The sequence below is a fragment of the Actinotignum stranguriae genome (assembly GCF_051265215.1).
GTDB lineage: Bacteria > Actinomycetota > Actinomycetes > Actinomycetales > Actinomycetaceae > Actinotignum > Actinotignum schaalii_C.
In genome coordinates, this window is the sequence record NZ_JBOZCJ010000028.1 from 1 (window position 1) to 22,317 (window position 22,317).

A 22,317-nucleotide genomic window follows, 5' to 3' on the forward strand; every position below is an offset into this window, starting at 1 on the left:
CGTACGCTTACTCATTGAACGTTCTCCTTAAAAATCTCTAGGAAACCGTCCGCACCCCCTTTTGTCCTATAAGCCCCAGCTGCGGGAGCGAACGAACGGCGGTGAGCGTAGGCTTGCCGCCGTTCTGCTCTGTCCGGCACTCGCGGCGCGGGGCAACATAAGTGTGAAGAATCTTACCAAAGGAGCTCGCTATGGCATACCGGGAGATTCGCGTGGTGGGGGACCCGGTCCTGCGCACCCCCTGCGATCCGATTCGGGAGATCACCCCGGGCATTGTGCGTCTGGTAGAAGACCTGCTTGAAAACGTGAACGACGACGCCCGGGCGGGCCTAGCAGCCAACCAAATCGGGGTCTCCCTGCGCGCTTTCTCCTGGCATATCGACGGGGAGATCGATTACATTCTCAACCCCGTGATTGTGGCGCTTTCCGAAGATGAATACCAGGACGGTGAGGAAGGCTGCCTGTCCGTCCCGGACCTCTACTACCCGACCACGCGGGCCTGGTACGCCCGCGCGGAAGGTATTGACCTGGACGGCAAGAAGAAAATTGTGGAGGGGGAGGGTCTCCTCGGGCGCTGCATCCAGCACGAATGCGATCACCTGGACGGCCACCTCTACCTCGACCGCCTGGAACGGGACGTACGCAAACAAGCGATGCGCGATATTCGCCAGCTGCGCGTCTCTTCTGCGCTACAATCGCTCTAGTAGCCCCTCCGCGTGGGTAGCACGGGGAAAGCCACCCAAGCGCAGGAGGAATGCTATGGCACACAAATACGCCACTCGCGGCGTCATATTCATTCACTCTGTTATGCCGGCCGTTCAACCCCACGTTGAATGGGCGGTGACAAGCGTGCTCGGATACGAACCGCATTTTGAGTGGACCAAACAACCCGCCGCCCCGCATATGAACCGGGCAGAAGCCTCGTGGACGGGGGAAGTGGGAACTGGCGCCATACTCGCCTCCGCACTCAACGGCTGGGAACACTTACGTTTTGAAATCACCGAAGATGCCAGCCCGGTATCCGAAGGAGGCCGCTGGTCCGCCACCCCCGGCCTCGGTATTTTCTACGCCCAAACAGATCTCACCGGCAATGTGGTTATCCCCGAAAACCGGGTGCGGGCCGCGCTGGAAAACGCGGGGAACGATGCCGCAGAAATGCGCCGGCTCCTCGATATTGCCCTCGGCCAAGCCTGGGATGATGAGCTCGAACCCTTCCGCTATGCCGGCGCGGGCGCACCGGTGCGTTGGCTGCACCGCGTGGGCTAAAACCCGGGCCGTGGTGAGCTAAGTCCGCGGGGGGCGTACCCGCTACTGCGCACCCTACAGCCCGAGGGCGGCCCGCAAATCCTCCGCGGAAAGCGGGGCATTTTCATCCGGCTTCTCCTGCTTCTCAGGGTTAGGTCCCGCGGCATCCGCGCTTGTGGCAGCGGGAGTGGGGCGGGCCGCAGCTGCGTCGTCGTGCTGAGAAGAAGAGGTGGTGATGCTCAGGTCCGTGCCCGGGCAGCTGAGCCGCACCAGATCCCCGAGGGTGCGCGCCGCGCAAATCTCGCTATCGGGTACCACCACGCCGCTGGCATCTTCCAGCGTGACCGCAATAGCCCAGCGGGTGACGCTATCCACGCGGCTCAGCTCGAAACTTTCGGTGGCATCCGGGTAGCCTTCGCGCTCCAGAATATCCGCGCCCAGCGACATGAGTTGCGCTACCTCCATCGCACGACCTCCCTATTTTCGGTACGCTCGCATCATGGCATTCCTCGATTTGATGCAGCAACTCTTCCAGCATACCCGGGCCCCGGAAGCTGATACTGCCACCGCGCAGGCGCTGCGTGATCGGCTTGCTGAAGATCCCAACGACGTCGAGGCTTTCACGCAGCTCGTTGGCCTGGCGCGTGAAGCTGAAGGTGAACTCCCGCCCGCGGATCCGCTCACCGCGGAGCTCACCGGAACCGGAAGCATTCTTTCCGCGGACCTGGCGATTTATGCCCTCGCCGAAGAACTCTCTAGCTCGCCGGCCTCCTGGTACCCGCAGCTGCATATGGCTCGCCTCGCGGTGGAGTCCGATCCCGAGCGGGCCCTGCGGCTTCTCACCACCGCCACGGATCGCAATCCGGACGGGCGTATCCTCGCCCGGGCCATGGCGATTTTGCGCGAGGCCGGCCACCCGGATCAGGCACTCACCTTAGGGCTGGCCCATTGGGACCCGGCCACCCATAGTTTCGAGGCTGGGGAAGCGCTGGTACGTACCGCGCTGGCGGCCGGGCGCACCAGCGAAGCCCGCGCGTACCTGCGGGAAATGGAGCCCTATGCCAGTGCGGCGGAGCTCGCGGAGTTGCGCGAGGCTGCGCGCGCGGCGGAGTAAGGCTGCGCGGCTTCTTCCTGTCGCGGCCTCGACTAGACTAGTTGCTATGGCTACCTTCATTGATATTCATCCTGAGGATCCGCAACCGCGGCTCGTCACCAAAGTGGTGGATCGGCTGCGGCGCGGTGAGGTGGTGGCGCTGCCCACTGATTCCGGTTACGCCATTGTGTGCCAGATGGGCAATAAGGAGGGCCTGGAGCGAATTCGCACCATCCGGCAGGTCGGTGATAAACACCATTTCACGCTGCTGTGCCACGATTTCGCGCAGCTCGGGCAGCTTGTGATCGTGGATAATCCCGATTTTCGGCTCATCAAAAGCCTCACGCCCGGGCCCTACACCTTTATTCTCAAGGGCACTAAAGAAGTGCCGCGCATGACCCTCAACCCGAAGAAACACACGGTGGGCGTGCGCATCCCGGATCATCGCATCACCCAGGCGGTGGTCACGGAGATGGGCGAACCGCTGCTCTCCTCCACGCTTATTCTTCCCGGCGCGGAAGAACCCCTCGAAGAAGGCTGGATTGTGGAAGATGAACTGGGGCATGCCCTGGATGTGGTGGTGAACGGGCCCGTGGGGTGCGGCCCCACCACCGTACTTGACCTAGTAACCAACGAAATTGCGAGACAAGGAGCAGGCGATACCGCCGGACTTAACCTGTGAACCCCATCCTTATTGATCTGGACGGAACTTTCCACGATTCCGCCGCCATCGTCAAAAAAACTTTCCGGGCTACCCTGCGCGAAGAAATGGGGGAGGACCACCCCGAAGAGTTCTTCGTGCAGTTCATCGGCCCGCCGCTCATCGATACCTTCACGAAGCTCGGCGCAGCCGACCCGGTGGAGATGGTGCGTCGCTACCGGGTGCGTTACGAGCAGCGCATGCTTGACACCCCGATTTTCCCGGGGATGCGTGAACTGGTGGAGGAACTGGACGCGGCCGGGGTGCCTCTGGCCATTGCGACGTCGAAAAACGAAAAGAATGCCCGCGCGATTCTGGAACACCAGGGCGTGGCGCAGCATTTCCGCTATATTGCCGGGGATCCCGAAGATATACCCGGGTATGGGAAAGCTGAGGTGGTGGGGGCGGCGCTGCGCGAATTGCGGGCGCAGGGCATCGATACCTCGCGGGCCCTCATGGTGGGGGATCGTATTCACGATGTCGAGGGCGCAAGCCAGCATGGCCTTCCCACGGTGCTCGTGGAGTGGGGGACCGCCCCGCGTTCCGAGTGGGAGCTGGCCTGGCGGCACGTGGGAACTGCCCGCGATCTCGGTGAGATCCTGTGGGATTTTGCCGGGGTGGAGCGGTCACATTCCCATTAACACCAGCCACGGGCATATTAACAAGGGTTACAGTTACATCACCACGGGATACAGTTTGGTTAAGATGTGACGAGGACGGTTCGCGGCCGTAGATATCCATGTGAAGCGTCGTTAGCCTCAAAAATAAGATCGTCACCGCGGCGGTTGATTATATGACTCAACGGAGGGATCTTATATGAACGCGTATAAGGCTGGAAAGATCGCGGCGGGAGCCGCGGTTCTGGGTGGTTTTCTTGGCTATCCGCTTCTCTATATCAATGCCTTGGATATCTTACAATGGGCCCCGGAATTTAGCCTTGCTATCTGGACCTGTACCTGTTTTGGGATGCTCTGGGTTGCGCTCGGCCAGGTTTATTTCCTGGGAGTCTACCAGTGGTTTGGATTGCTGGAACAACCCCGGCGCTCGGCACCGGCGTGGCTGCGCCCCACCATGCAGGCCATCCCGGTGACGGCAGCCGTCCTCGGAGTAATCCTCCTGGTCTTCCTCATTATTAAGGATGCCGGGCATCCGAGCATTCTGATTCTTATGGCTGCCCTGTGGGTGCTCAGCCTGGGCGCCAGCGCGGTAGCGCGGCTCATGGCCGGGTATCTTGCCGGCCGGGAAATCCCGGCGGAGGAGAAGCTCGCGGTCCCGGTCGCTTAGGCCCGCAGGTCTCAGGCTCGCGGTTAGCTTGGCGCACCACCGCCAGCATAGGCTCACACCGCCGCCAGCTTAGGCCCACTGGCTTTCGTAGAGGCGGGCATAGGCACCGCCGGCTGCCAGCAATTCCTTATGGGTGCCGCTTTCTACCACGTCCCCAGCTTCCATAACCAGGATCGTGGTGGCATTGCGGACGGTGGAGAGCCGGTGCGCAATAATGAAGGAGGTGCGCCCTTCGCGTAGCCGCTCCATGGCATCCTGGATAAGCGCTTCGGTGCGGGTATCCACCGAACTGGTGGCCTCATCCAAAATCAGCACATCGGGATTGGCGAGGTACGCCCGCGCGATGGTGATGAGCTGTTTCTCCCCGGCGGAAACATTCTCGCCCTCATCCCCAATATGGGTATCAAAACCGTGGGGGAGGGTCTCAAGAAGATCAGCAATGCCCAGGGCGGCCGCGGCGGCAATGGCGTCGTCGCGCGTAGCACCGTCCTTCCCGAAAGCGATATTTTCCCAGACCGTGCCGTCAAACAGCCAGGTGTCTTGCAAGACCATCCCGAAATGCTCCCGCAGGGATTCCTTGGTGAAAGAATCGATGGGTGCGCCGTCCACGGTAATCGCCCCGCCGTCTACCTCGTAAAAACGCATAAGCAAATTGACGAGCGTGGTTTTCCCCGCGCCGGTGGGCCCCACAATCGCCACCGAATGGCCCGGCTCCACTCGCAGTGAGAGATCGCGGATCACCGGGGTTTCCGGCTCGTAGGAAAAACGCACGTGCGAAAACTCGATGGTGCCGCTCCGTGCTTCGGGGGCCACCACCTCGCGATAGCTCGAATGTGCATCCGGGGCCATCTCCTCCTGGGCGAGGTAATCGAAAATTCGCTCCGCGGAGGCCGCCGCGGATTGGATGAGATTCGCGGTGGAGGCCAGGGATTGGAGCGGGTGGGACAGCTGGCGAGTATATTGCATCATCGCTTGCAGCCCGCCAATCGTCATGGTGCCGGCCATCGCCTGGATACTGCCCAGGAGGGTGACGATAGCGAAGGAACCGTTCTGCACCAGCATCATAAGCGGCTGGGACATCTGCGCAATGGCCTGGGCGCGGAAGGAAGCGTCGTAAAGATCGCCATTCGCGGCATCAAACTGGCCCTGGAATTCATCTTCCAGCCCGTAGGCAGCTACCACATCCAGCCCGGTGAAGCTCTCCTCGACCACGGCGGAGACATCACCCGTGAGCCGCCATTGGTCCCGGAAATAGGGGCGGGAGCGGCGCAGTAGCAGCAGGATCCCAATAATCCCCACCGGGATGACCACCAGCGAGGCAAGGGCCACCGACCAGGACAGATAGACCATGACCGCCACGATCCCGATAATCTGGTAGATCGCGGAGAGCACTTCGGAAAGGGTTTGCAGCAGGGACTGGGTGACATTATCGACGTCGTTCGTAACCCGCGAGAGCACATCCCCGCGCTGCTGTTTGTCCAGCACGGATAGCGGCATCCGATCAATTTTCTGCTGGCAATCCCTCCGCATCTCATAGCCGAGATCCTGAATAATGAGGCGAATAATATAGCCGAACCAGAAACGCAGCAGCGCTGAGAGAATATAGCATCCGGCAGCCAGGCTCAGCACCCGCGCCAGCTCCGGGAAATCCACGCCGCCGGAGCGGATTCCATCAACCACCACATTGGTGCCCTGTCCGAGCAGGAAGGGCGCGGCCACCACCGCCGCGGTGGAGATAAGTGAAAGCAGCAGCACTGCCACAATGCGTCCCACGTAATGGCGTAGGTAGTGGCGAATAAGGGTGAGGAGCGCCCCGCGGATATCGCGGGCTTCGTCAATATTTCCGGCACCTCTCATGCCCGCACCTCCTCACTCGTTGCGGTCGCTGTGCCGCTTGGTTCCGTATCGCTTGCCGCCGTTCCGCGTTCCGTACCGTTCGCTTCCGTTCCACGTTCCGCACCACCTTCCGGCCCGCGCTCCTGGGAACGCACAATGGAGCGGTACATCTCATTGGTTTCCATGAGTTCGGCGTGCGTCCCGCAGCCCACCACCTCGCCGCAATCCAGAACGACGACGCAATCGGCGCTGCGCGTGGTCGAAATACGTTGGGCGATAATAACCACCGCCGCATCCCGGATCCGCTCCTTGAGGTTGGCCCGCACCCGGGCATCGGTGGCGTAATCGAGGGCGGAGAAAGAATCATCAAAGACCACCAGGTCAGCACCGGCTCGCCCGGAGCTATCAGGGAGGGCGCGGTACAGAGCCCGCGCGATGGTCAGGCGCTGGCGTTGCCCGCCGGAAAGATTGCTTCCCCCGGTTTCCACCGGCATCTCCAGCCCGCCCCCGGCCTGCACAAAATCCCAGGCCTGGGCGCAGTGCAGCGCATTAATCACCCGTTCCTGGTCAATATCGCGGGTGGAGCCGGCAACATTACTGGCTACCGTGCCGCTAAACAGGAACGCACGCTGGGGTACCAGGGCCACCCGGCGGCGGAAATCAGCGAGTCGAATATCGCGCACATCCACTTCGCTCGCTCCGGCGCCGCGTGCTGCGGTACCGCTCGTTTCCGTTTCGCCGGTCTCGCCATCTGCGCCAGCCCCGGCGCTGCCTTCCACGGTGAAGCGGCCCGTGCTCACATCCACGAGGCGCGGCAGTATTTTGACCAGCGATGATTTGCCCGAGCCCGAGGCGCCAATAATCGCCGTCGTCGTTCCAGGTCGGAAACACAAAGAAATGCCGCGCAATGCTGGCTCGTCCGCATCCGCGTAGGTGAGGGAAATATCGCGCAAGCGGAAGGTGACCGGGCCGGGCGGCATCTCCCGCGCATCCGGTGCGTCCGCGATGGAGGGAACGGTGGTGTTCACCTCGATCACGCGCTCGGCGGAGACGTTCCCGCGCGGAACCACCATAATAATCATGCCGAGCATCATGACCGCACCCAGAATCATCATGAGGTAGGTGATAAAAGCGGCCAGCGCTCCCACCGGCATGGAACCCCCGGCAATCCGATGCCCGCCAATCCACACGATCAGCGCGGAGGCCAGCCCGATGACCGCACTCATGGCCGGTAGCAACGCGGACCAAATCGTGCCGATCTGGAGCATAATCGAACGGAAATTGCGGTTATGGACCTCGAATTCCCCGGCCATCGCCTCCTCGCGGCGGAAGGCTCGAATCACCCGCACTCCAGAAAGTTGGGAACGTAGCGCATCGTTAATCGCATCCACGCGCCGCTGGAGGGTTTCGTAGCGTGTGGCGAGCATCGCGGTACATACCAGAATAATTGCGGTGAGTACCGGAATAATCACGAGGAGCGTGAGGGAGAGCACGACGTCCTGCCCGATGGCCATGAGCACCCCGCCCACTCCCATAATCGGGGCCGTCACCATAATGGTGAGGGACATGAGGGTGACCATTTGGATTTGATTGACGTCGTTTGTGGTACGGGTGACGAGGGTGGAAGCCCCGAAGCGCTGCTGATCCGCGGGGGAGAAGCGTTGCACATGCGCGAAAGTTTCGCGGCGCAGTTCCCGGCCTAGATGGGTGGATACCAGCGCCCCGTAATAGATCGCCCCGATGGCGCAGAGTACTTGCGCGAGAGTGAAGAGTCCCATGAGTAGCCCGCGCGACCAAATATAGGAGCTATTGCGTTCCAAAATGCCGTAATCGATAACGTTCGCGCCCAGCGCGGGGAGGGTGAGCCCGAGGAGCACCTGCGCGATCTGTAGCACAGCAATCGCGAAGAGCTGGAATTTGCGGTCGCGTAGATGCCTCCACGCCAATCGATAAACGGTCAATCACTCGCCTCCATATAGGTGTGGCGGTCCGAAAGCTCGCGTGCGAGAAATAGCTCGCCGCGTGAGGAAGGACCGCCACACTATGCTACGTGTGAGAGCACGGATGCTCAAACACTATTCAATTAGTTACGGCGACGCCGGGCCGCTTTACTCCGGGTCGTTATCGGGAACCGGTTCGGCGGCTGCCGGGTTATGCAGATCGTACTTCTCGATTGCCTGGCGGACAACCGAGCGATCAATCTTGCCGGCCTTGGCCAGCGCATACAGGGCCCGCACCACCATCGTGGCATCATCGATCTTGAAGTAGCGCCGGGCTGCCGGGCGGGTATCGGAAATACCGATACCGTTGGCGCCGAGCGTCTCGTAATCACCCGGGATCCATTCGCGGATGGAATCTTGAACCTGGTGCTCGAAATCGGAGGTGGCGATGAAGGGGCCTTCTTCGCCTTCCAGCTTCGCGGTCACATAGGCCTTGCGCGGTTCTTCTTCCGGGTGGAGGTAGTTGTATTCGTTGGTGGCCAAACCATCCTTACGCAGCTCATACCAGGAGGTCACCGAATAGACGGTGGCATCCACGCCCCAGTCATCGCGCAGCATGCGCTTGGCTTCGCGGGCCCAGCGCACCCCCACGCCCGAGGAAAGCAGATTGACACGCGGGCCACCCTGGCCATCGGCTTCATCGAGCTTGTAGATACCGCGGATAATGCCATCCACATCCACATTCTCCGGTTCGGCGGGCTGGTGGATGGGTTCGTTATAGACCGTGAGGTAGTACATAACGTTCTGCTCACGCCCGTCAGAGCCGTCCCCGTACATACGCTTCAGGCCATCCTTGAAGATATGGCCCAGTTCGTAGGCGTAGGCCGCATCGTAAATAATCATGCCCGGGTTGGTGGAGGCGAGAACGGGGGAGTGCCCGTCCATATGCTGGGAGCCTTCACCCGTGAGGGTGGTGCGCCCGGCGGTGCCACCAATAATGAAACCGCGTGCCAGTTGATCGTAAGCTGCCCAGAACTGGTCCCCGGTGCGCTGGAACCCGAACATCGAGTAGAAGATGTAGAAGGGCACCATCGGGGTGTTATGGGTGGCATACGAGGTTCCGGCCGCCACGAAAGCGGAGAGGGAACCGGCTTCGGTAATACCCGTGTGGAGCAGCTGGCCCTGGGTGGATTCCTTGTAGGAAAGCAGCATATCGTGGTCCACCGCGGTGTACTGCTGGCCCTGGGTATTGAAGATCTTGGCCGAGGGGAACATGGAATCCATGCCGAAAGTACGCGCTTCGTCCGGGACAATCGGCACCATGCGGAAGCCGAATTCCTTATCGCGCATAATGTCCTTGAGGAGGCGGACCAAGGCCATGGTGGTGGCCACCTTCTGCTTGCCCGAACCCTTCTTCATGGACTGGAAAGGCTTATCGGCCGGCAGTGCGATCCCGCCCTGGTGGGTGCGGCGCTGGGGCAGGTAGCCACCCAGTGCTGCGCGCCGCTCACGCATATGCTTCATTGCCGGGTGATCTTCGGCCGGCTTGTAATAGGGCGCGTTATAGGGATCTTCCAGCTGGGAATCATCAATGGGGATACGCAGGGTATCACGCAGCAGCTTGAGATCATTGCTGTTGAGCTTCTTCATCTGGTGGGTGGCATTGCGCCCGGCGAAATTGGAGCCGAGATCATAACCCTTGACCGTTTGCGCCAAAATGACGGTGGGCTGGCCCTTATGGGCGAGCGCAGCCCGGTAGGCAGCGTAAATCTTGTGATGGTCATGGCCGCCGCGGCGCAGTGCCCAAATCTCATCATCGGACCAGTCCTCCACCATGGCCTTTGTGCGCGGGTCCCGCCCGAAGAAGTTATTGCGCACATACGAACCATCGTTTGCCTTGAAGCCCTGGTAGTCACCATCCGGTGTGGATGTCATAAGATCCACGAGGGCATGGTCCTTATCCTGGGCGAGGAGTTTATCCCAGCCCGAACCCCACAGCACCTTGATAACATTCCAGCCCGCACCCTTAAAGAAGGACTCAAGTTCCTGAACGATATTGCCGTTGCCGCGCACCGGCCCGTCCAGGCGCTGGAGGTTGCAATTGACCACCCAGGTGAGGTTATCCAGTTTCTGGGAGGCGGCCAGCTGGAGCATCCCGCGCGATTCGGGTTCGTCCATTTCACCATCGCCCAGGAAGGCCCACACGTGCGAATCGGAGGTGTCCGTAATGCCGCGTTCGTTCAGGTAGCGATTGAACCAGGCCTGGTAGATAGAGTTCGTGGCACCAATACCGAGGGACACGGTGGGGAACTGCCAGAAGTCTTGCATCTGGTGGGGATGCGGGTAGGAGGGGAGGCCGCGCCCACCGGAAATACGGGAGGCTTCCTGACGGAAAGAATCCAGGTCCGCTTCGGTCAAGCGCCCTTCCAGATAAGCGCGGGCGTAATTGCCGGGGGAGGAGTGCCCCTGGAAGAAGATTTGATCCCCGCCGCCGGGCGCATCCGGGCCGCGGAAGAAGTGATTGAAGCCCACTTCATAGAGAGTGGCCTGGGCAGCGTAGGAAGAAATATGCCCACCAACACCCACGCCGGGGCGCTGGGCGCGCGTCACCATCACGGCCGCGTTCCACCGGGTCCAGCTGCGGAATTGGTGTTCGAGTTCCTCTTCTTCCGGGGTACCCGGGTAGGGAGGTTCTTCTTCGGCCGGAATCGTATTGATATAGGGAGTGACGAGATCAGGGGAGACCGAAACTCCCTTGGAGCGTGCGTGCTCATCCACGCTGGCGAGGATAAACCGCGCCCGATCCGCACCGTTTGTTTCAATCAGATCATCCACGGACGCTAGCCATTCGCGGGTTTCTTCCGGATCGACATCCGGGATCTGGCTGAGCTGGCCGGATACCATGCGAGCATCAGAATCGTGTGAAGCCACGGAATCTCCTCCATTGCTTGAGTGGTCATGTTTCTTAGGGACGTGTCAAGGCTACCCGTTCGCGGCTTTAGTCCCAGAGCGGCTGTGGTACCTCTTACACATGCACTCCTATATTACCGCGTTGTTGAGAGCCATCGCACAGGCGAGAGCCGAATTAAGCTGAGCGGTGGACGGGGCGCACTGCGGGTGGGTTTCACGGCGCCCGAATACCGGGCGCCGCGCGTCGTCGTAGGGTAATGATCACCAAAATCACGGGCGACGCGGCTGAGATTAACTTGAAAAAATGCCGGCGATCAGATGAGCTTAAGCCATGAGTTCGTTTGGTTTCCAGAAAGGGAACATCATCCAAGAATTTGGCTACGACGACGACGTAGCCACCCAGGTCCGCGCGCAGATCGAAGAAACAATAGGAAGCGAGCTGCTGGACGAAGATTCGCGCGATATCGTGGACGGCGCCATCGCCTGGTGGCGTGCGGACGATGGCGACGTCGATGATCTCGCCGATCTGCTCCTGGATATCAAGGCTAATTTCGACGACGAAAATGCTATCTGCTGGCTCTTCGTGCCCACCGGGCGAGTGTCGAATGCGGTGCCGCATAACGATATTGAAGAGGCCGCCGATACCGCGGGTATGCAACCAACCACGTCCGTGGCCCTCGGAGAATCCTGGACGGGCGTGCGCCTGACCAATAAGGGCCTGCGCTACTAGCGCTCCCAGGTGGTCCCGCCCACGGCTTAGGGCGGTCGGTATTTTCGGTGAGAAGGTGCGCGCGGGCCGCGCATCGGGTAGGATCATCCGAGTGCGCAGCGCGCGGGCCCGTAGCTCAGTTGGTCAGAGCACCTGGTTTACACCCAGGGTGTCATCGGTTCGAATCCGGTCGGGCCCACTTTTTATACCGTTTATGCGGTAATACCGGGGTGGTGCGCTACCACTCTTCGTGGGTGCGCGCATCCCATACGTGCAGGTCACCGGTATCCAGCGCGGCCAAATCGCGCATATCCGATTCATCCAGGGTGAAGCTGAAGAGATCGGCATTTGCCCGCCAGCGCTCGCGTTGGGACGACGACGGAATCACCACAATGCCCTGCTGGACACACCAACGCAGCACAATCTGCCCCGCACTTACCCCGTGTTTGGCAGCCAGGCGCGCCACCACAATCTGATCTAGCAGCTTTTCCGGACCGCCCAGTGGGCGCCAGGCCTGAGTAACAATGCCGTGGCGCTCGTGGAAGGCACGCAAATTGGTGCGCGGGAGAGCAACCGAGAGCTGGATCTGGTTGAGTACCGGCCACACCCCGCTGGCCTCATGCAGGTGGGTGAGATGTTCCGGCAAGAAATTAGAGACCCCCACGTGGCGCACCAGGCCCTCCGACTGTGCCGTGAGCATTTCCTCCCAGGTTTCCACGTACAGGCCGCGGGAAGGATTGGGCCAGTGGATGAGGAGGGCATCGAGGTAATCAGTATCGAGGCGGCGCAACGAATCTTCGATGCTGCGCCGGGTATAGCGTTTCCCCTGTTCCCCGCCGGCCACCTTGGAGGTGATGAACACCTGCGCGCGGGGCACCCCGGAGCGTTTCACCGCCTCTCCAACGGCCGTTTCGTTAGCGTACTGCTGGGCGGTATCAACGAGGCGGTAGCCATCAGCAATGATCTGGCCCAGGGTGGTGGCAAGCTCGTTGCCTTTGGCTAGTAGGGAGCCGATCCCAACGAGGGGAATCTGCCCGCCGTCGGCAAGGGGAACGGTGGGGATATCGCATGTGGTCATGCCCCTCAGCCTATCAATGTGACCGATGTCATGTCTATTCGAGTTTTCCCTATGGGCTCAGGGCTTGCGGCGGGTGCGCGGTGAGGTGAAAACGGTAAAAAAGTACTCAATTTTCGGTTATGTCGCAGGCCCTTGTTACCCTGGAAAACGGATGGCAGGGCTGAAAAGTGCCACTGCCGTGCTTGGAAAAGCCGGGGATGTGCGCCCGTCGCGCTGCCCCGGAAGGACGCACGCGCGCGCCTAGAGAAAGGAGGGAACGGCCGCGATAGCGGGGTCAGACGGTCCCGTTTTTCGAGAAGGAGTACCACGTGACTGACCTACCCCATAAGGGCAACCAGACTGACACCACCCACAATGCCCAGCCCGGGCCCGAGGCAAGCTCGGATACCACCACCGTTGACCTACCCACCCACGCGCAGATAGCTGCGCAGGTCCCCGAAAACGTCGAAAATCCAAAAAAGTATATTAAAGAACACAAAGAAGCCCTGCGCCGCGACCGGCGTGCCCGCGCTATGCACTCCTTTATGGGCCAACCGAAGGGCCTGTATTCCCTCTTTGGCCTGGAACTCTGGGAGCGTTTCTCCTATCTGGGCTTCCAAGCCATTCTGGTCCTCTACTTCACCGATGCCATTGCCAACGGCGGGCTCGGTTACGCGGAAGACGTGGGATCCTCCATTGTGGCCGCTTACGGAGCCCTCGTTTACCTACTTTCTATTGTGGGTGCCTGGGTTGCGGATCGGATTTCCGGCACCTACCGCGCGGTGCTCTGGGGCGGCATTGTTATTGCCGCGGGCCATATTGCTATGGGTATCCCCACCGAATTCTTCACCTGGGTGGGCCTGGGCCTCATCGTGGTGGGAACCGGGCTCCTCAAACCGAATGTCTCCACCATGGTGGGTGAACTCTACGCACCCGGGGATAGCCGCCGCGATGCTGGTTTCTCCATCTACTACGCCGGTATTAATATCGGGGCGTTCCTCGGGCCGCTGGTGGCAGGATTCCTCGGTCAGCGGGTGCATTGGCACGCTGGTTTCGCCTCCGCTGCGGTGGGAATGATCCTTGGCCTCATCGCCTACGTGGCAACCGGTAAAAACCTATCCGGGCGCGCCAAGGCGCATCGCATTCGTGCCAGTTTCGTGGCGGACCGTTCTTTCTGGATGCTCGTGGGACTCGTCGGGGGAGTAGTCGCGGTGGCCACGCTTTTCGCCGTACTCTCCTCAGCCACACTCAGCGACGTCGTCAACGGTATTTCTGTTATCACCTGGATCGTGCCGGTTTTCTTCTTCCTGTGGATGTACCGTTCTCCGAAAGTCAGCAAGGTAGAACGGCGTAATCTTATCCCCTATGCGCTGTTGCTCATCGCCCTGATTCTCTACAATCTGCTCTATTTCCAAACCGGTAATACCCTCAACCTCGTGGCCCTCAACGCCACCGATAACACCATCGGTTCCCTGAGCTACCCCTCCTCCTATTACATTTCCCTCACCGCTATCGTGGAAATCATCATGGGGCCGGTGCTCGCCTGGATCTGGCTCAAGTTAGGTAAGCGCCAACCGCACGTGGCCGCGAAAGTGGGGCTGGGCGCGGTGCTCGGCGGTATCGCCTTCGTGACCGTGGCGCTCGCGGGCATCGTGACACCGCGCGGTACTCTCCTCATGCCGCTGTGGCTGGTGGGATGCTATATCTTCCTCGGCCTGGGGGACCTGGTGTTGCAAACCTCGGGGATGTCCGCCACCACGAAACTCGCCCCGCGGGCTTTCGCCTCCCAAACCATGGCCCTCTGGTTCGCGGCCATGGCCTGCGCCCAGGGTATTCAGGCTCAGGTCGTGAAATTCTTCGATTACGAGAACATGGCTGCCTCCATACCCACCTACTTCGGAGTGCAGGGAGCGGTGGTTATTGGTTACGGCGTGCTGCTCATGGCGCTGACTCCGTGGATGCGCTCCCGTATGAAAGTCGTTGCGTAGGGCTGGCGGCGCCGTCGTTCATATACGCGCCCCGACAACCGCAGCACGCGCGCAGAAGCGAAGAGTAGAGACGCAATAAGCACAGACGCGAAGGAAGGAGAAAAATGGAATACATTACAGATTTTCCCTACGAGACCGAGATTCGCGAGGGATGGATTCCGCTCTCGGACGGTACTCGGCTGTGGATGAAAGCCTGGATGCCACGCACGGAAGAAAAAGTGCCGGCCATCCTGGAATATCTGCCCTACCGCAGCGGGGACTGGACCGCGCCGCGCGACCACGAACGCCACCCGTATTACGCCGGGCACGGCTACGCCTCCATCCGGGTGGATATCCGCGGGCACGGCAACTCCGAGGGGATCCCGGGCGATGAATACGATGCGCAGGAACACAAAGACGGCCTGGAAGTGATCGAGTGGATTGCCGCGCAGGATTGGTGCACGGGTAGCGTGGGCATGTTCGGGATTTCCTGGGGTGGCTTCAATTCGCTTCAGCTCGCCTCCTACCAGCCGGAAGCTCTCAAGGCGATTGTGACTACCTGCTCCACCGATGACCGCTACGACAATGACGTGCACTATTTCGGCGGCTCGATGCTCGCTGTGGATATGCACGCCTGGGGCGCCACTATGCTCGCTTTCGAATCACGGCCACCGGATCCGCGTGCCGTGGGGGAGAACTGGAAGGCCATGTGGTTGGAGCGCCTCAATAACATGGAACCGTACGTGGATACCTGGATGAGTCATCAGACCCGCGATGCCTATTGGAAACACGGTTCGGTATGCGAGGACTATTCGAAACTCGATGCGGCGGTGCTCGCGGTGGGCGGCTGGTTCGACCCGTACCGCGATACCGTGCTGCGCCTGGTGGAGAATCTCTCCGCGCTGGGGAAGAACGTGCGCGGGCTGCTCGGGCCGTGGAGTCACCAGTACCCGGACCGTGATCTGCGCCCGGGCCCGCACATCGATTTCCTCGGGGAGACGCTGCGCTGGTGGGATAAGTGGCTCAAAGGTGTGGACAACGACGTGATGGACGAACCGCTGCTACGCACCTGGATCAGTGATCCCATGCGCCCGGCCTCCGTTTATGAAGAGATCGCGGGCCGGTGGGTGGCCGAAAGGGCCTGGCCCTCCCCGGATATTGAGCCGCTTCGTTTTGATTTGGGGCAAGCTAATGTCTCGCCGGGTGTGGTGCGCGGCGGCAGAATTCTTGTGAAGTCACCGCAAGATATCGGTTCGGATGCGGGGCGCTACTTCCCGTACGGGAACGACGCCGATTTGCCGGTCGATCAGCGCGGCGACGATGGCCGCGCGGTGACCTGTGATTTCTACCTGGGGGAATCGGTCGAGATCCTCGGTAATGCCAGGGTGAGGCTGCGGCTGCGCAACGGCGGGGAACGCGGGCACGTTTATGTGCGCTTGGAAGATGTGGCTCCCGATGGTGCTTCTACCCTCGTCACCCGCGGGAATCTTAACCTGAGTGCCCGCGAGGGGCGTGACCGTATCGTGGAGATGCCCGTAGGAGAGTGGGTGGACGTGGAAATTCCACTCACTGGCAACGGCTATCATTTTGCGGCCGGGCACGCACTGCGGGTGGCGCTTTCCAGTGCCTACTGGCCGTGGATTTGGCCGGCCCGGGAAAATGCCGGAGTGGACGTGGATCTGGGGGCCTCGGCGTTGGTGGTACCCGCACGTCCGATTCGCCCCGGGGGAGAACGTGACGCTTGTGATGATGCGGTGAGCTTCGCCGGGCCCGTCCAGCCTATTGGTTTGGACGTGAAATACCCGGAAGCGGGAGCAGCCGGAGCCCGCCGCCCCGAACGACTGATTGCCCGTGACGTGGTGAAGAAAGAGACGTTTATCCAGGTGGATCCAGCTTACGGGGGCACCCGGGTATACCCGGACGGCCTCCACTACGACGAAGATTCCGTGGAACGCTACTGGATCTCCTGGGATAACCCACTCTCGGCGCGCACCGAAGCCGAATGGAAAATCGGGCTGGCCCGCCCGGATATCGGTTGGGAGGTTCGCGTGGAAGCCGATACCCGGATCCGCTGCGATACCGAGAACTTCTACGTGCAATCGGTGGTCAGCGCTTTCGATCACGAGGAAGAAATCTTCCACAAAGAGTGGACGAGCACCGTAGAGCGTACAGCCTCCTAAGGTAGGGTGAGTCCATGACGTATACAGTGGCGGATATCACCGCAGTCATGGACGAATTATTCCCACCCGCGTGCGCGGAAAGCTGGGATCGGGTCGGCCTGGTGGCCGGCCTGCCCAGCGATGAGGTGCGCAGCGTCGGTTTCGCCGTCGACCCGTGTGAAGCAACCGTGCAAGAAGCCTGCGAACGCGGTGCTGATCTCCTCATCACCCACCACCCGCTCTTTTTGCGTGGAACTTCCACCGTGGCGGGAACTTTCGCCAAGGGGAGGTGGGTGACACAGTTGGTGCGCGGGCGGGTCGCGCTTTTCAGTGCCCACACCAATGCGGATGTGGTGGCCTCCACCATCGCGCTCGCGCGGCTTCTGGATGTGAAGATCGACAGGCCGCTGGATCCTGAATCTGGAATCGGCGGGGTGGGTAGCATTGCGCCCGTGTCCTTCGGGAAACTGGTGGAGCGGGTAGCTCAGGTGCTGCCGTCTACCCCGGCCGGGGTGCTCGGGGCGGGTGATCCCGAGCGGGAAGTGCGGCGCCTGGCTATCTGCTCCGGGTCGGGCGATTCACTATTGGCAGCCGCGAAAGCCGCGGGCGCCGATGCTTATCTCACCGCGGATTTACGCCACCACCCAGCCACCGATCACATCTGGGACGATGGCTGCGCGCTCATTTGCGCCACTCACTGGGCCAGTGAATGGCCGGTGCTCGGTGAGATGGAGGAGCGCCTGCGTGAACATTTCCCGCAGCTGAATACGTATATCTCCGCGATTCCTACGGATGCGTGGAATATCGCGGTGCGTGGCTGAGTGCGTGGCACCGGTACGGTGCGCGGCGCAGGTACGCTGCACGGGACCGATGCAGTGCGCGGCGCAGGTACGCTGCACGGGACCGGTACGGTGCGCGGCGCAGGTACGCTGCACGGGGCGGGCTCTCCCACATAGAATAGGGGAGGCGCGCCGCGCGCCTTTCGTGCGAGTCGAAGGAGATCCACCCGATGAAAGCACCCCGTGCCGATCAACTTATCCTGCTTCAAGTTGCCGATTTGGATGCGCAGCTCAACCGTCTCGAGCGGGAGAATACTCAGCATCCGCTGCGAGCATCCCTAGGCAAACTTCTCAACGCGATTGCCGCGCGCGGGCGGGAAAAATCCACGGCAGAAATTCAGCTGGAACGGGCGCGGGCAGACCTGGCAAGTGTAGAGAAAGCCAGCGCAGATTTGGCGCGGCAGGTCGCGGATAAAGAAGAAAAATATAATGCCGGGACCGGGCTGACATCCCGTGATCTGCTCGTTCTGGAAGACGAAATGGCAGCTTTGCGGGCTACCCTCGAAGAAATTTCGGATAAAGAATTCACCGCGCTCGAAGCGGTGGAAGGCGGCGAGGAGCGGGTGCGGGAACTGGGTGCAGCTATCGATTCACTCCAAGAAAAAGTATTGGCCCAGCGCTCCGAATTAGAAGACGTGGTTGCAGAACTGACCGCCTCTCAAGAAAAAATCCGGGCTCAGCGCGAGGAACTCTATGCGCCGCTGGCGGCATCGCTCAAAAAAGTGTACGAACACTCGGTTGCGACCGGTGGGTACGCGATCATGACCATGACTCCCAACGGTGCCACCGGCGCCGGAATCACACTCTCCCCGGTGGAAGTGGCACAAATCAAAGCAACTCCGGACGATGATATTTATCTTTCGGAGGATTACGACTGCATCATTGTCCCGGTGGATTACGACGAAGCCTAGGTGGGTTTCCGGCTGCATTGGGGCGCGGAAGACGCGAGGCTTCGGGAATCACATATGCCCCAAAACTCATAGGATTCCGAAAAATCTCAGGTTTCCCACCCGGGGGACTCTTCTTTTTCACTCCTGTACTTCCCATGTACAACATATGTAGTACAGCTCGGAAAAACAGCACGTCCCCGCCAGCGCATCGCTAGGCGGGGACGTGTCTAAGTGCGCATTCCGGACCACGAGAGCCATAGAGTGCGCGTAAGGAACACGAAATCAGATTAAAATCGTGCTCTCACGCGCACTCCATATTGGAGACCGGCAGGAGAGCTCCCGCCGGCGCTATGCTCCTGGCTGCCCGCGCCGGTTAGGCCGGCGGCTGATGGGAAGACGAAGCCATGCGGCTTTTAGCGTGCGGCACGTTTGCGGGAGGCATACGCCACCGCGCCCGTTCCGGCCAGCATCATCAGCAGGGCCGAGCTGGCCACACCGGTGCTTTCCGCGCCCGTGCTCGGCAGTTGTGTAGCAGGCGCAGCGTGCTTAGCAACTGATTTTTGGCCGCGGGCTACCGGAGCGGAAGGATCGGCGTGCTTGCCGCCCGCTACCGGTGCTTCCGGTGCAGGCATCTGCGGTGCTGGTGCGCTCGGATCCGCAGTCCCGTTGCCGGGTTGCTCGGGCTTAGCCGGTTGCTCGGGCTTAGCCGGTTGCTCGGGCTTAGCCGGTTGCTCAGCCGCGCACTTCTCCAGGAAGGCACGCAAGGCTGCGATACGGGCATCGACCGCTGCAAGTTCATCCGTGAGCTGTTTCGCAGCAGCACCTGCCGCCGCAACCTTCTTCGTCGCTTCCTCGAGGACGGCGCTAGCAGCCTTATCTTGTTCGCGAGCCGCCGCGACCTCAGCCTCCGGCTGGGTAGCCGCCGCTGCCAGCTTGTTGTATTCGGCTTGCAAGTCGTCCAGCTTCGCTGCGGCCGTTTCCAAATCCGCAACCTTCTTGCGTGCAGCATCACGCGCACCCTCGGCGGCCGTCAGCGCGGTGGAACTCTTGTCCTCCGCAGCCTTGGCTTTCTCAAGCCCCTGATCCGCAGCATCCTTCGCGGTTTGAGCCTCAGCGAGTACCTCTGCCGCTCGGGTATGCGCCTGCTGGGCTTCTTCGCGCTTCGCCTTGAGTTCATTCCACTTCGGTACGAACTCATTCGTAATCTTCGTGGAGAGGTCTTCTAGATCCTTAGCCGCCTGCGTGGCCTTTTCCTGCGCGGCGGCGCTTTCCTGCTGGGCCATAGCCAGTGCCTCATCCACCGGGCGGGTAGCTGCTGCCGCGGCTGCCTCCGCGGCAGCGAAGGCAGCCTTCGTGGTTTCTACCTGCTGCTGGGCCGCGGTGAGCGCCGCGTCTTTCTCGGCAAGGGCAGTGCGTTTCGCCTTCTCTGTTTCCACCGCAGCCGTCAGCTTCGCCGCGCATTCCTGCGCGGCCTGCTGATTCGCCGCGTGAGTGGTCTCCAGACCAGTCTTCTCGGTCTGTGCCGCATCGCGCTCTGCCTGCTTCGCCGGAACTTGGGTGTCCAGCTGTTCCTTTTCCGCGGCCTTGTTGGTATAGGCCTCATTCGCCTGCGTAAAAGCCGCCTTCTTCGGTGCGGTTTCTGCCTTCTTTGCTTCCCATTCCTGCCGGAACTGCTCCACGTCTTGGGGGGTGAAATTCTTCTTATCCCCGGCCGCAGCCTCGTACATTTCTTGTGCCTCATCCTCTGCTGCCTGGGCTTCGTTATAGGCAGCTTCGGCTTCATTCTTCGCTTGTTCCAGCCCGGGTAGTGCAGCCTGCACCTCGGCCTGGCGGTTCTTGAGTTCGGTAAGCGCAGTCTCAAGATCACCGAGCTTCTGCGTAGCCTGCGCCACCTTAGCCTCGGAATCCTTGACCGTGGCTTGAGCTGCTTCGTCCTCACCACGCTTAAGCGTCACATCGTTAGCGGCCGTTGTGGCCGCCTGCTGGGCCTCATCCTTCGCGGTCTGAGCTGGCGCAACCGCCTTGGTAGCGTCGCTGTGCGCCCGCTGTGCCGCGGCAACCTTTTCAGCTTCTCGTGCAACCACCTCGGAACGTGCGTCCTGCGCCGCGCGTTCCTTCGCCTGTGCCGCGGTGAGATCCTGATCTGCCTGATTCTTCTTCCCGGTTACCTCACGCAGCTGCGCGGCGAGTTTCTCACGTTCAGTATTGCCCGCCGCCTCGGCTGCCTGCGCCGCCTCCAGCTTCGCACGGGCATCTTTCTCCGCCTGCGTCTTCGTGGCGAGATCCGCATTCTTCTCGTCAAGAACGCGTTGCGCTTCCGCTGCCGCTGCGGCGTCTTTCTCTTTTTGGGCCGACGTCGCAGCTACCTGGCTTTCCGCTTCTTCGAGAGCGGTGCGTGCCGCGGGAATCGCATCTTTCGCGGTCTGCCCTTGCGCCTGGAAAGCCTCCAGGGCGGCCTTGGCCGTATCGCGTGCCTGTACGGCATCCTGGGCTGCCTTATCCGCGGCGATCAGTTTCGCGGCAGCTGCATCTTTCGCGGTGTGAGCCGCCGCCGCGGCTTCCTGGGCGGCTGTGAGATCTTGCTGTGAAGTTTCCACTTTCTTGAGCAGTGCGTCCCGTTCGGAATTCGCCTCGGCGACCGCGGTCGTTGCTTTCGGGGAATCTGTGCAGGACGTAAAAGAAGCGCCCGGAGCGGGGGAGTTAGCGGTTGGTTGTGCCCGGGCGGCCACGGTACCCGCCATTGCGAGGGCGAGCGTGGTCACAGTGAGGGTACTGGCGATTCGGGAGATGCGCTGCGTCATGGGAATCCTTCGCGAAAGACATTGCAGTACTATCCTGAGTGGCTAATCTGCAACTTTTGAGCGTTTATAAAACAGCTAAAGTCTACGAGCCAAGCGGTATATTCGTATATGACCTTTGGTTAAATGTGGTGAGCGTCTAGGGTGGCGTATATGTGCAGCTCGTGGCGAGTGTGGCCGCTTGTACTGTGGCGCGGGGGCTGACCCTCACGCAAAGTCGGCCCCCGCGACCATTACCTACTAACAGAGAAAACGTGCGAAACGTCGCTGTTTTGCCTGTTGCTTGGATTCTAAGCACGTTTAATATTTATGAGCAACCGCTCCTCAAATACTTAATAATTGCCGTTGCTGTGACGGGGGCGGCTTGCCTTACTTTCCGGCCTTTCCCACTTTTTCTTGTGAGCAAGGTAACAATCAGGCACTATTACCTGCGGTAATCAATGAGGCATATACATTCAGAAATGGCATTCTTGTATCTCGCCAAACCCGCACGAGAATCCAGGGAGCTTATCGTGTACCTGCCGGGCTGGTAGCATGTACGGGTCATGTTGGCTGGGCGGCCGCGCGGCGCGTAAGGCGTCTCGAGGAACGTCCGGGCTCCGTAGAGGACGGTGGTGGGTAACACCCACCCGGGGTGACCCGCGGGAAAGCGCAACAGAAAGTAAACCGCCGCAAGGTAAGGGTGAAAGGGTGGTGTAAGAGACCACCGCGTGCCGGGTGACCGGCATGGCACGGCAAGCCCCACCGGGAGCAAGATCAGACAGTGCCCCGCCAGGCTCCTCGTCTAGGGCACGGGTGGATTGCTAGAGTGCGTCAGTAATGGCGCACGTAGATGGATGGTCGCCGCCGCGTTAGCGGTACAGAACCCGGCGTATAGGCCAAGATGACAG

At 60.9% G+C, this 22,317-nt stretch carries 17 protein-coding genes, 1 tRNA gene and 1 other RNA gene; 13 read left to right on the top strand and 6 right to left on the bottom strand.

The window, feature by feature from the left end; all coding sequences use genetic code 11:
• Positions 1–191: 191 nt before the first annotated feature.
• Positions 192–704: a peptide deformylase gene (gene def / locus ACRQEG_RS08545; protein WP_320757686.1), complete on the top strand. Its 513-nt coding sequence runs from the start codon at positions 192–194 to the stop codon at positions 702–704.
• 55 nt (positions 705–759) lie between these two features.
• The gene (locus tag ACRQEG_RS08550) at positions 760–1,266 is read left to right on the top strand and encodes a DUF3145 domain-containing protein (RefSeq protein WP_016442598.1); all 507 of its coding nucleotides are present in this window, start codon (positions 760–762) and stop codon (positions 1,264–1,266) included.
• A gap of 54 nt (positions 1,267–1,320) precedes the next feature.
• Here ACRQEG_RS08550 and ACRQEG_RS08555 read toward each other — a convergent pair whose 3' ends face one another.
• Positions 1,321–1,710, bottom strand: coding sequence for a phosphopantetheine-binding protein (locus tag ACRQEG_RS08555; protein WP_320757687.1), 390 nt, complete (start codon positions 1,708–1,710; stop codon positions 1,321–1,323).
• A gap of 34 nt (positions 1,711–1,744) precedes the next feature.
• Here ACRQEG_RS08555 and ACRQEG_RS08560 point away from each other — a divergent pair, with 34 nt between their 5' ends.
• From ACRQEG_RS08560 to ACRQEG_RS08575, 4 genes are all read left to right on the top strand, one after another.
• Complete coding sequence (locus ACRQEG_RS08560; protein WP_320757688.1) at positions 1,745–2,359, top strand: hypothetical protein; 615 nt, start codon at positions 1,745–1,747, stop codon at positions 2,357–2,359.
• Between the two features lie 46 nt (positions 2,360–2,405).
• The gene (locus ACRQEG_RS08565) at positions 2,406–3,020 is read left to right on the top strand and encodes an L-threonylcarbamoyladenylate synthase (protein ID WP_320757689.1); all 615 of its coding nucleotides are present in this window, start codon (positions 2,406–2,408) and stop codon (positions 3,018–3,020) included.
• Positions 3,017–3,679, top strand: a complete 663-nt coding sequence (locus tag ACRQEG_RS08570) for an HAD hydrolase-like protein (RefSeq protein WP_320757690.1) — start codon at positions 3,017–3,019, stop codon at positions 3,677–3,679. The genes ACRQEG_RS08565 and ACRQEG_RS08570 overlap by 4 nt, the downstream gene beginning before the upstream one ends.
• A gap of 175 nt (positions 3,680–3,854) precedes the next feature.
• A complete protein-coding gene (locus tag ACRQEG_RS08575; RefSeq protein WP_320757691.1) occupies positions 3,855–4,322 on the top strand; it encodes a hypothetical protein in 468 nt (155 codons plus the stop codon).
• A 69-nt stretch (positions 4,323–4,391) separates the two neighbouring features.
• On the opposite strand, the gene ACRQEG_RS08580 is transcribed toward ACRQEG_RS08575, so the two are convergent.
• The 3 genes from ACRQEG_RS08580 to aceE form a co-directional block, all read right to left on the bottom strand.
• Positions 4,392–6,179: an ABC transporter ATP-binding protein gene (locus ACRQEG_RS08580; RefSeq protein ID WP_320757692.1), complete on the bottom strand. Its 1,788-nt coding sequence runs from the start codon at positions 6,177–6,179 to the stop codon at positions 4,392–4,394.
• On the bottom strand, positions 6,176–8,119 hold the full coding sequence (locus tag ACRQEG_RS08585) for an ABC transporter ATP-binding protein (RefSeq protein WP_320757693.1): 1,944 nt from the start codon (positions 8,117–8,119) through the stop codon (positions 6,176–6,178). The genes ACRQEG_RS08580 and ACRQEG_RS08585 overlap by 4 nt, the downstream gene beginning before the upstream one ends.
• Positions 8,120–8,266: 147 nt before the next feature.
• Positions 8,267–11,002 (bottom strand): pyruvate dehydrogenase (acetyl-transferring), homodimeric type, encoded by a 2,736-nt coding sequence (gene aceE, locus ACRQEG_RS08590; protein WP_320757701.1) that lies wholly within the window; start codon positions 11,000–11,002, stop codon positions 8,267–8,269.
• 337 nt (positions 11,003–11,339) lie between these two features.
• On the opposite strand from aceE, the gene ACRQEG_RS08595 reads away from it, so the two are divergent.
• Both ACRQEG_RS08595 and ACRQEG_RS08600 read left to right on the top strand, forming a co-directional pair.
• Positions 11,340–11,738 carry a DUF3052 family protein gene (locus tag ACRQEG_RS08595; RefSeq protein ID WP_016442607.1) on the top strand — a complete coding sequence of 133 codons (399 nt, stop codon included), beginning with the start codon at positions 11,340–11,342 and terminating at the stop codon, positions 11,736–11,738.
• Between the two features lie 104 nt (positions 11,739–11,842).
• Positions 11,843–11,916 (top strand) — tRNA-Val (locus ACRQEG_RS08600).
• 39 nt (positions 11,917–11,955) lie between these two features.
• Here ACRQEG_RS08600 and ACRQEG_RS08605 read toward each other — a convergent pair.
• A complete protein-coding gene (locus ACRQEG_RS08605) occupies positions 11,956–12,795 on the bottom strand; it encodes an aldo/keto reductase (protein ID WP_320757694.1) in 840 nt (279 codons plus the stop codon).
• A gap of 308 nt (positions 12,796–13,103) precedes the next feature.
• Here ACRQEG_RS08605 and ACRQEG_RS08610 point away from each other — a divergent pair, with 308 nt between their 5' ends.
• The 4 genes from ACRQEG_RS08610 (at position 13,104) to ACRQEG_RS08625 (ending at position 18,650) form a co-directional block, all read left to right on the top strand.
• On the top strand, positions 13,104–14,762 hold the full coding sequence (locus tag ACRQEG_RS08610) for a peptide MFS transporter (RefSeq protein WP_320757695.1): 1,659 nt from the start codon (positions 13,104–13,106) through the stop codon (positions 14,760–14,762).
• A gap of 104 nt (positions 14,763–14,866) precedes the next feature.
• Positions 14,867–16,921: a CocE/NonD family hydrolase gene (locus ACRQEG_RS08615; RefSeq protein ID WP_320757696.1), complete on the top strand. Its 2,055-nt coding sequence runs from the start codon at positions 14,867–14,869 to the stop codon at positions 16,919–16,921.
• A 14-nt stretch (positions 16,922–16,935) separates the two neighbouring features.
• Positions 16,936–17,721 carry a Nif3-like dinuclear metal center hexameric protein gene (locus ACRQEG_RS08620; protein WP_320757697.1) on the top strand — a complete coding sequence of 262 codons (786 nt, stop codon included), beginning with the start codon at positions 16,936–16,938 and terminating at the stop codon, positions 17,719–17,721.
• 188 nt (positions 17,722–17,909) lie between these two features.
• Positions 17,910–18,650 (top strand): zinc ribbon domain-containing protein, encoded by a 741-nt coding sequence (locus ACRQEG_RS08625; RefSeq protein WP_016442612.1) that lies wholly within the window; start codon positions 17,910–17,912, stop codon positions 18,648–18,650.
• 392 nt (positions 18,651–19,042) lie between these two features.
• On the opposite strand, the gene ACRQEG_RS08630 is transcribed toward ACRQEG_RS08625, so the two are convergent.
• On the bottom strand, positions 19,043–21,430 hold the full coding sequence (locus tag ACRQEG_RS08630) for a coiled-coil domain-containing protein (protein ID WP_320757698.1): 2,388 nt from the start codon (positions 21,428–21,430) through the stop codon (positions 19,043–19,045).
• A 541-nt stretch (positions 21,431–21,971) separates the two neighbouring features.
• On the opposite strand from ACRQEG_RS08630, the gene rnpB reads away from it, so the two are divergent.
• Positions 21,972–22,317: RNase P RNA component class A (rnpB, locus tag ACRQEG_RS08635), an RNA gene on the top strand.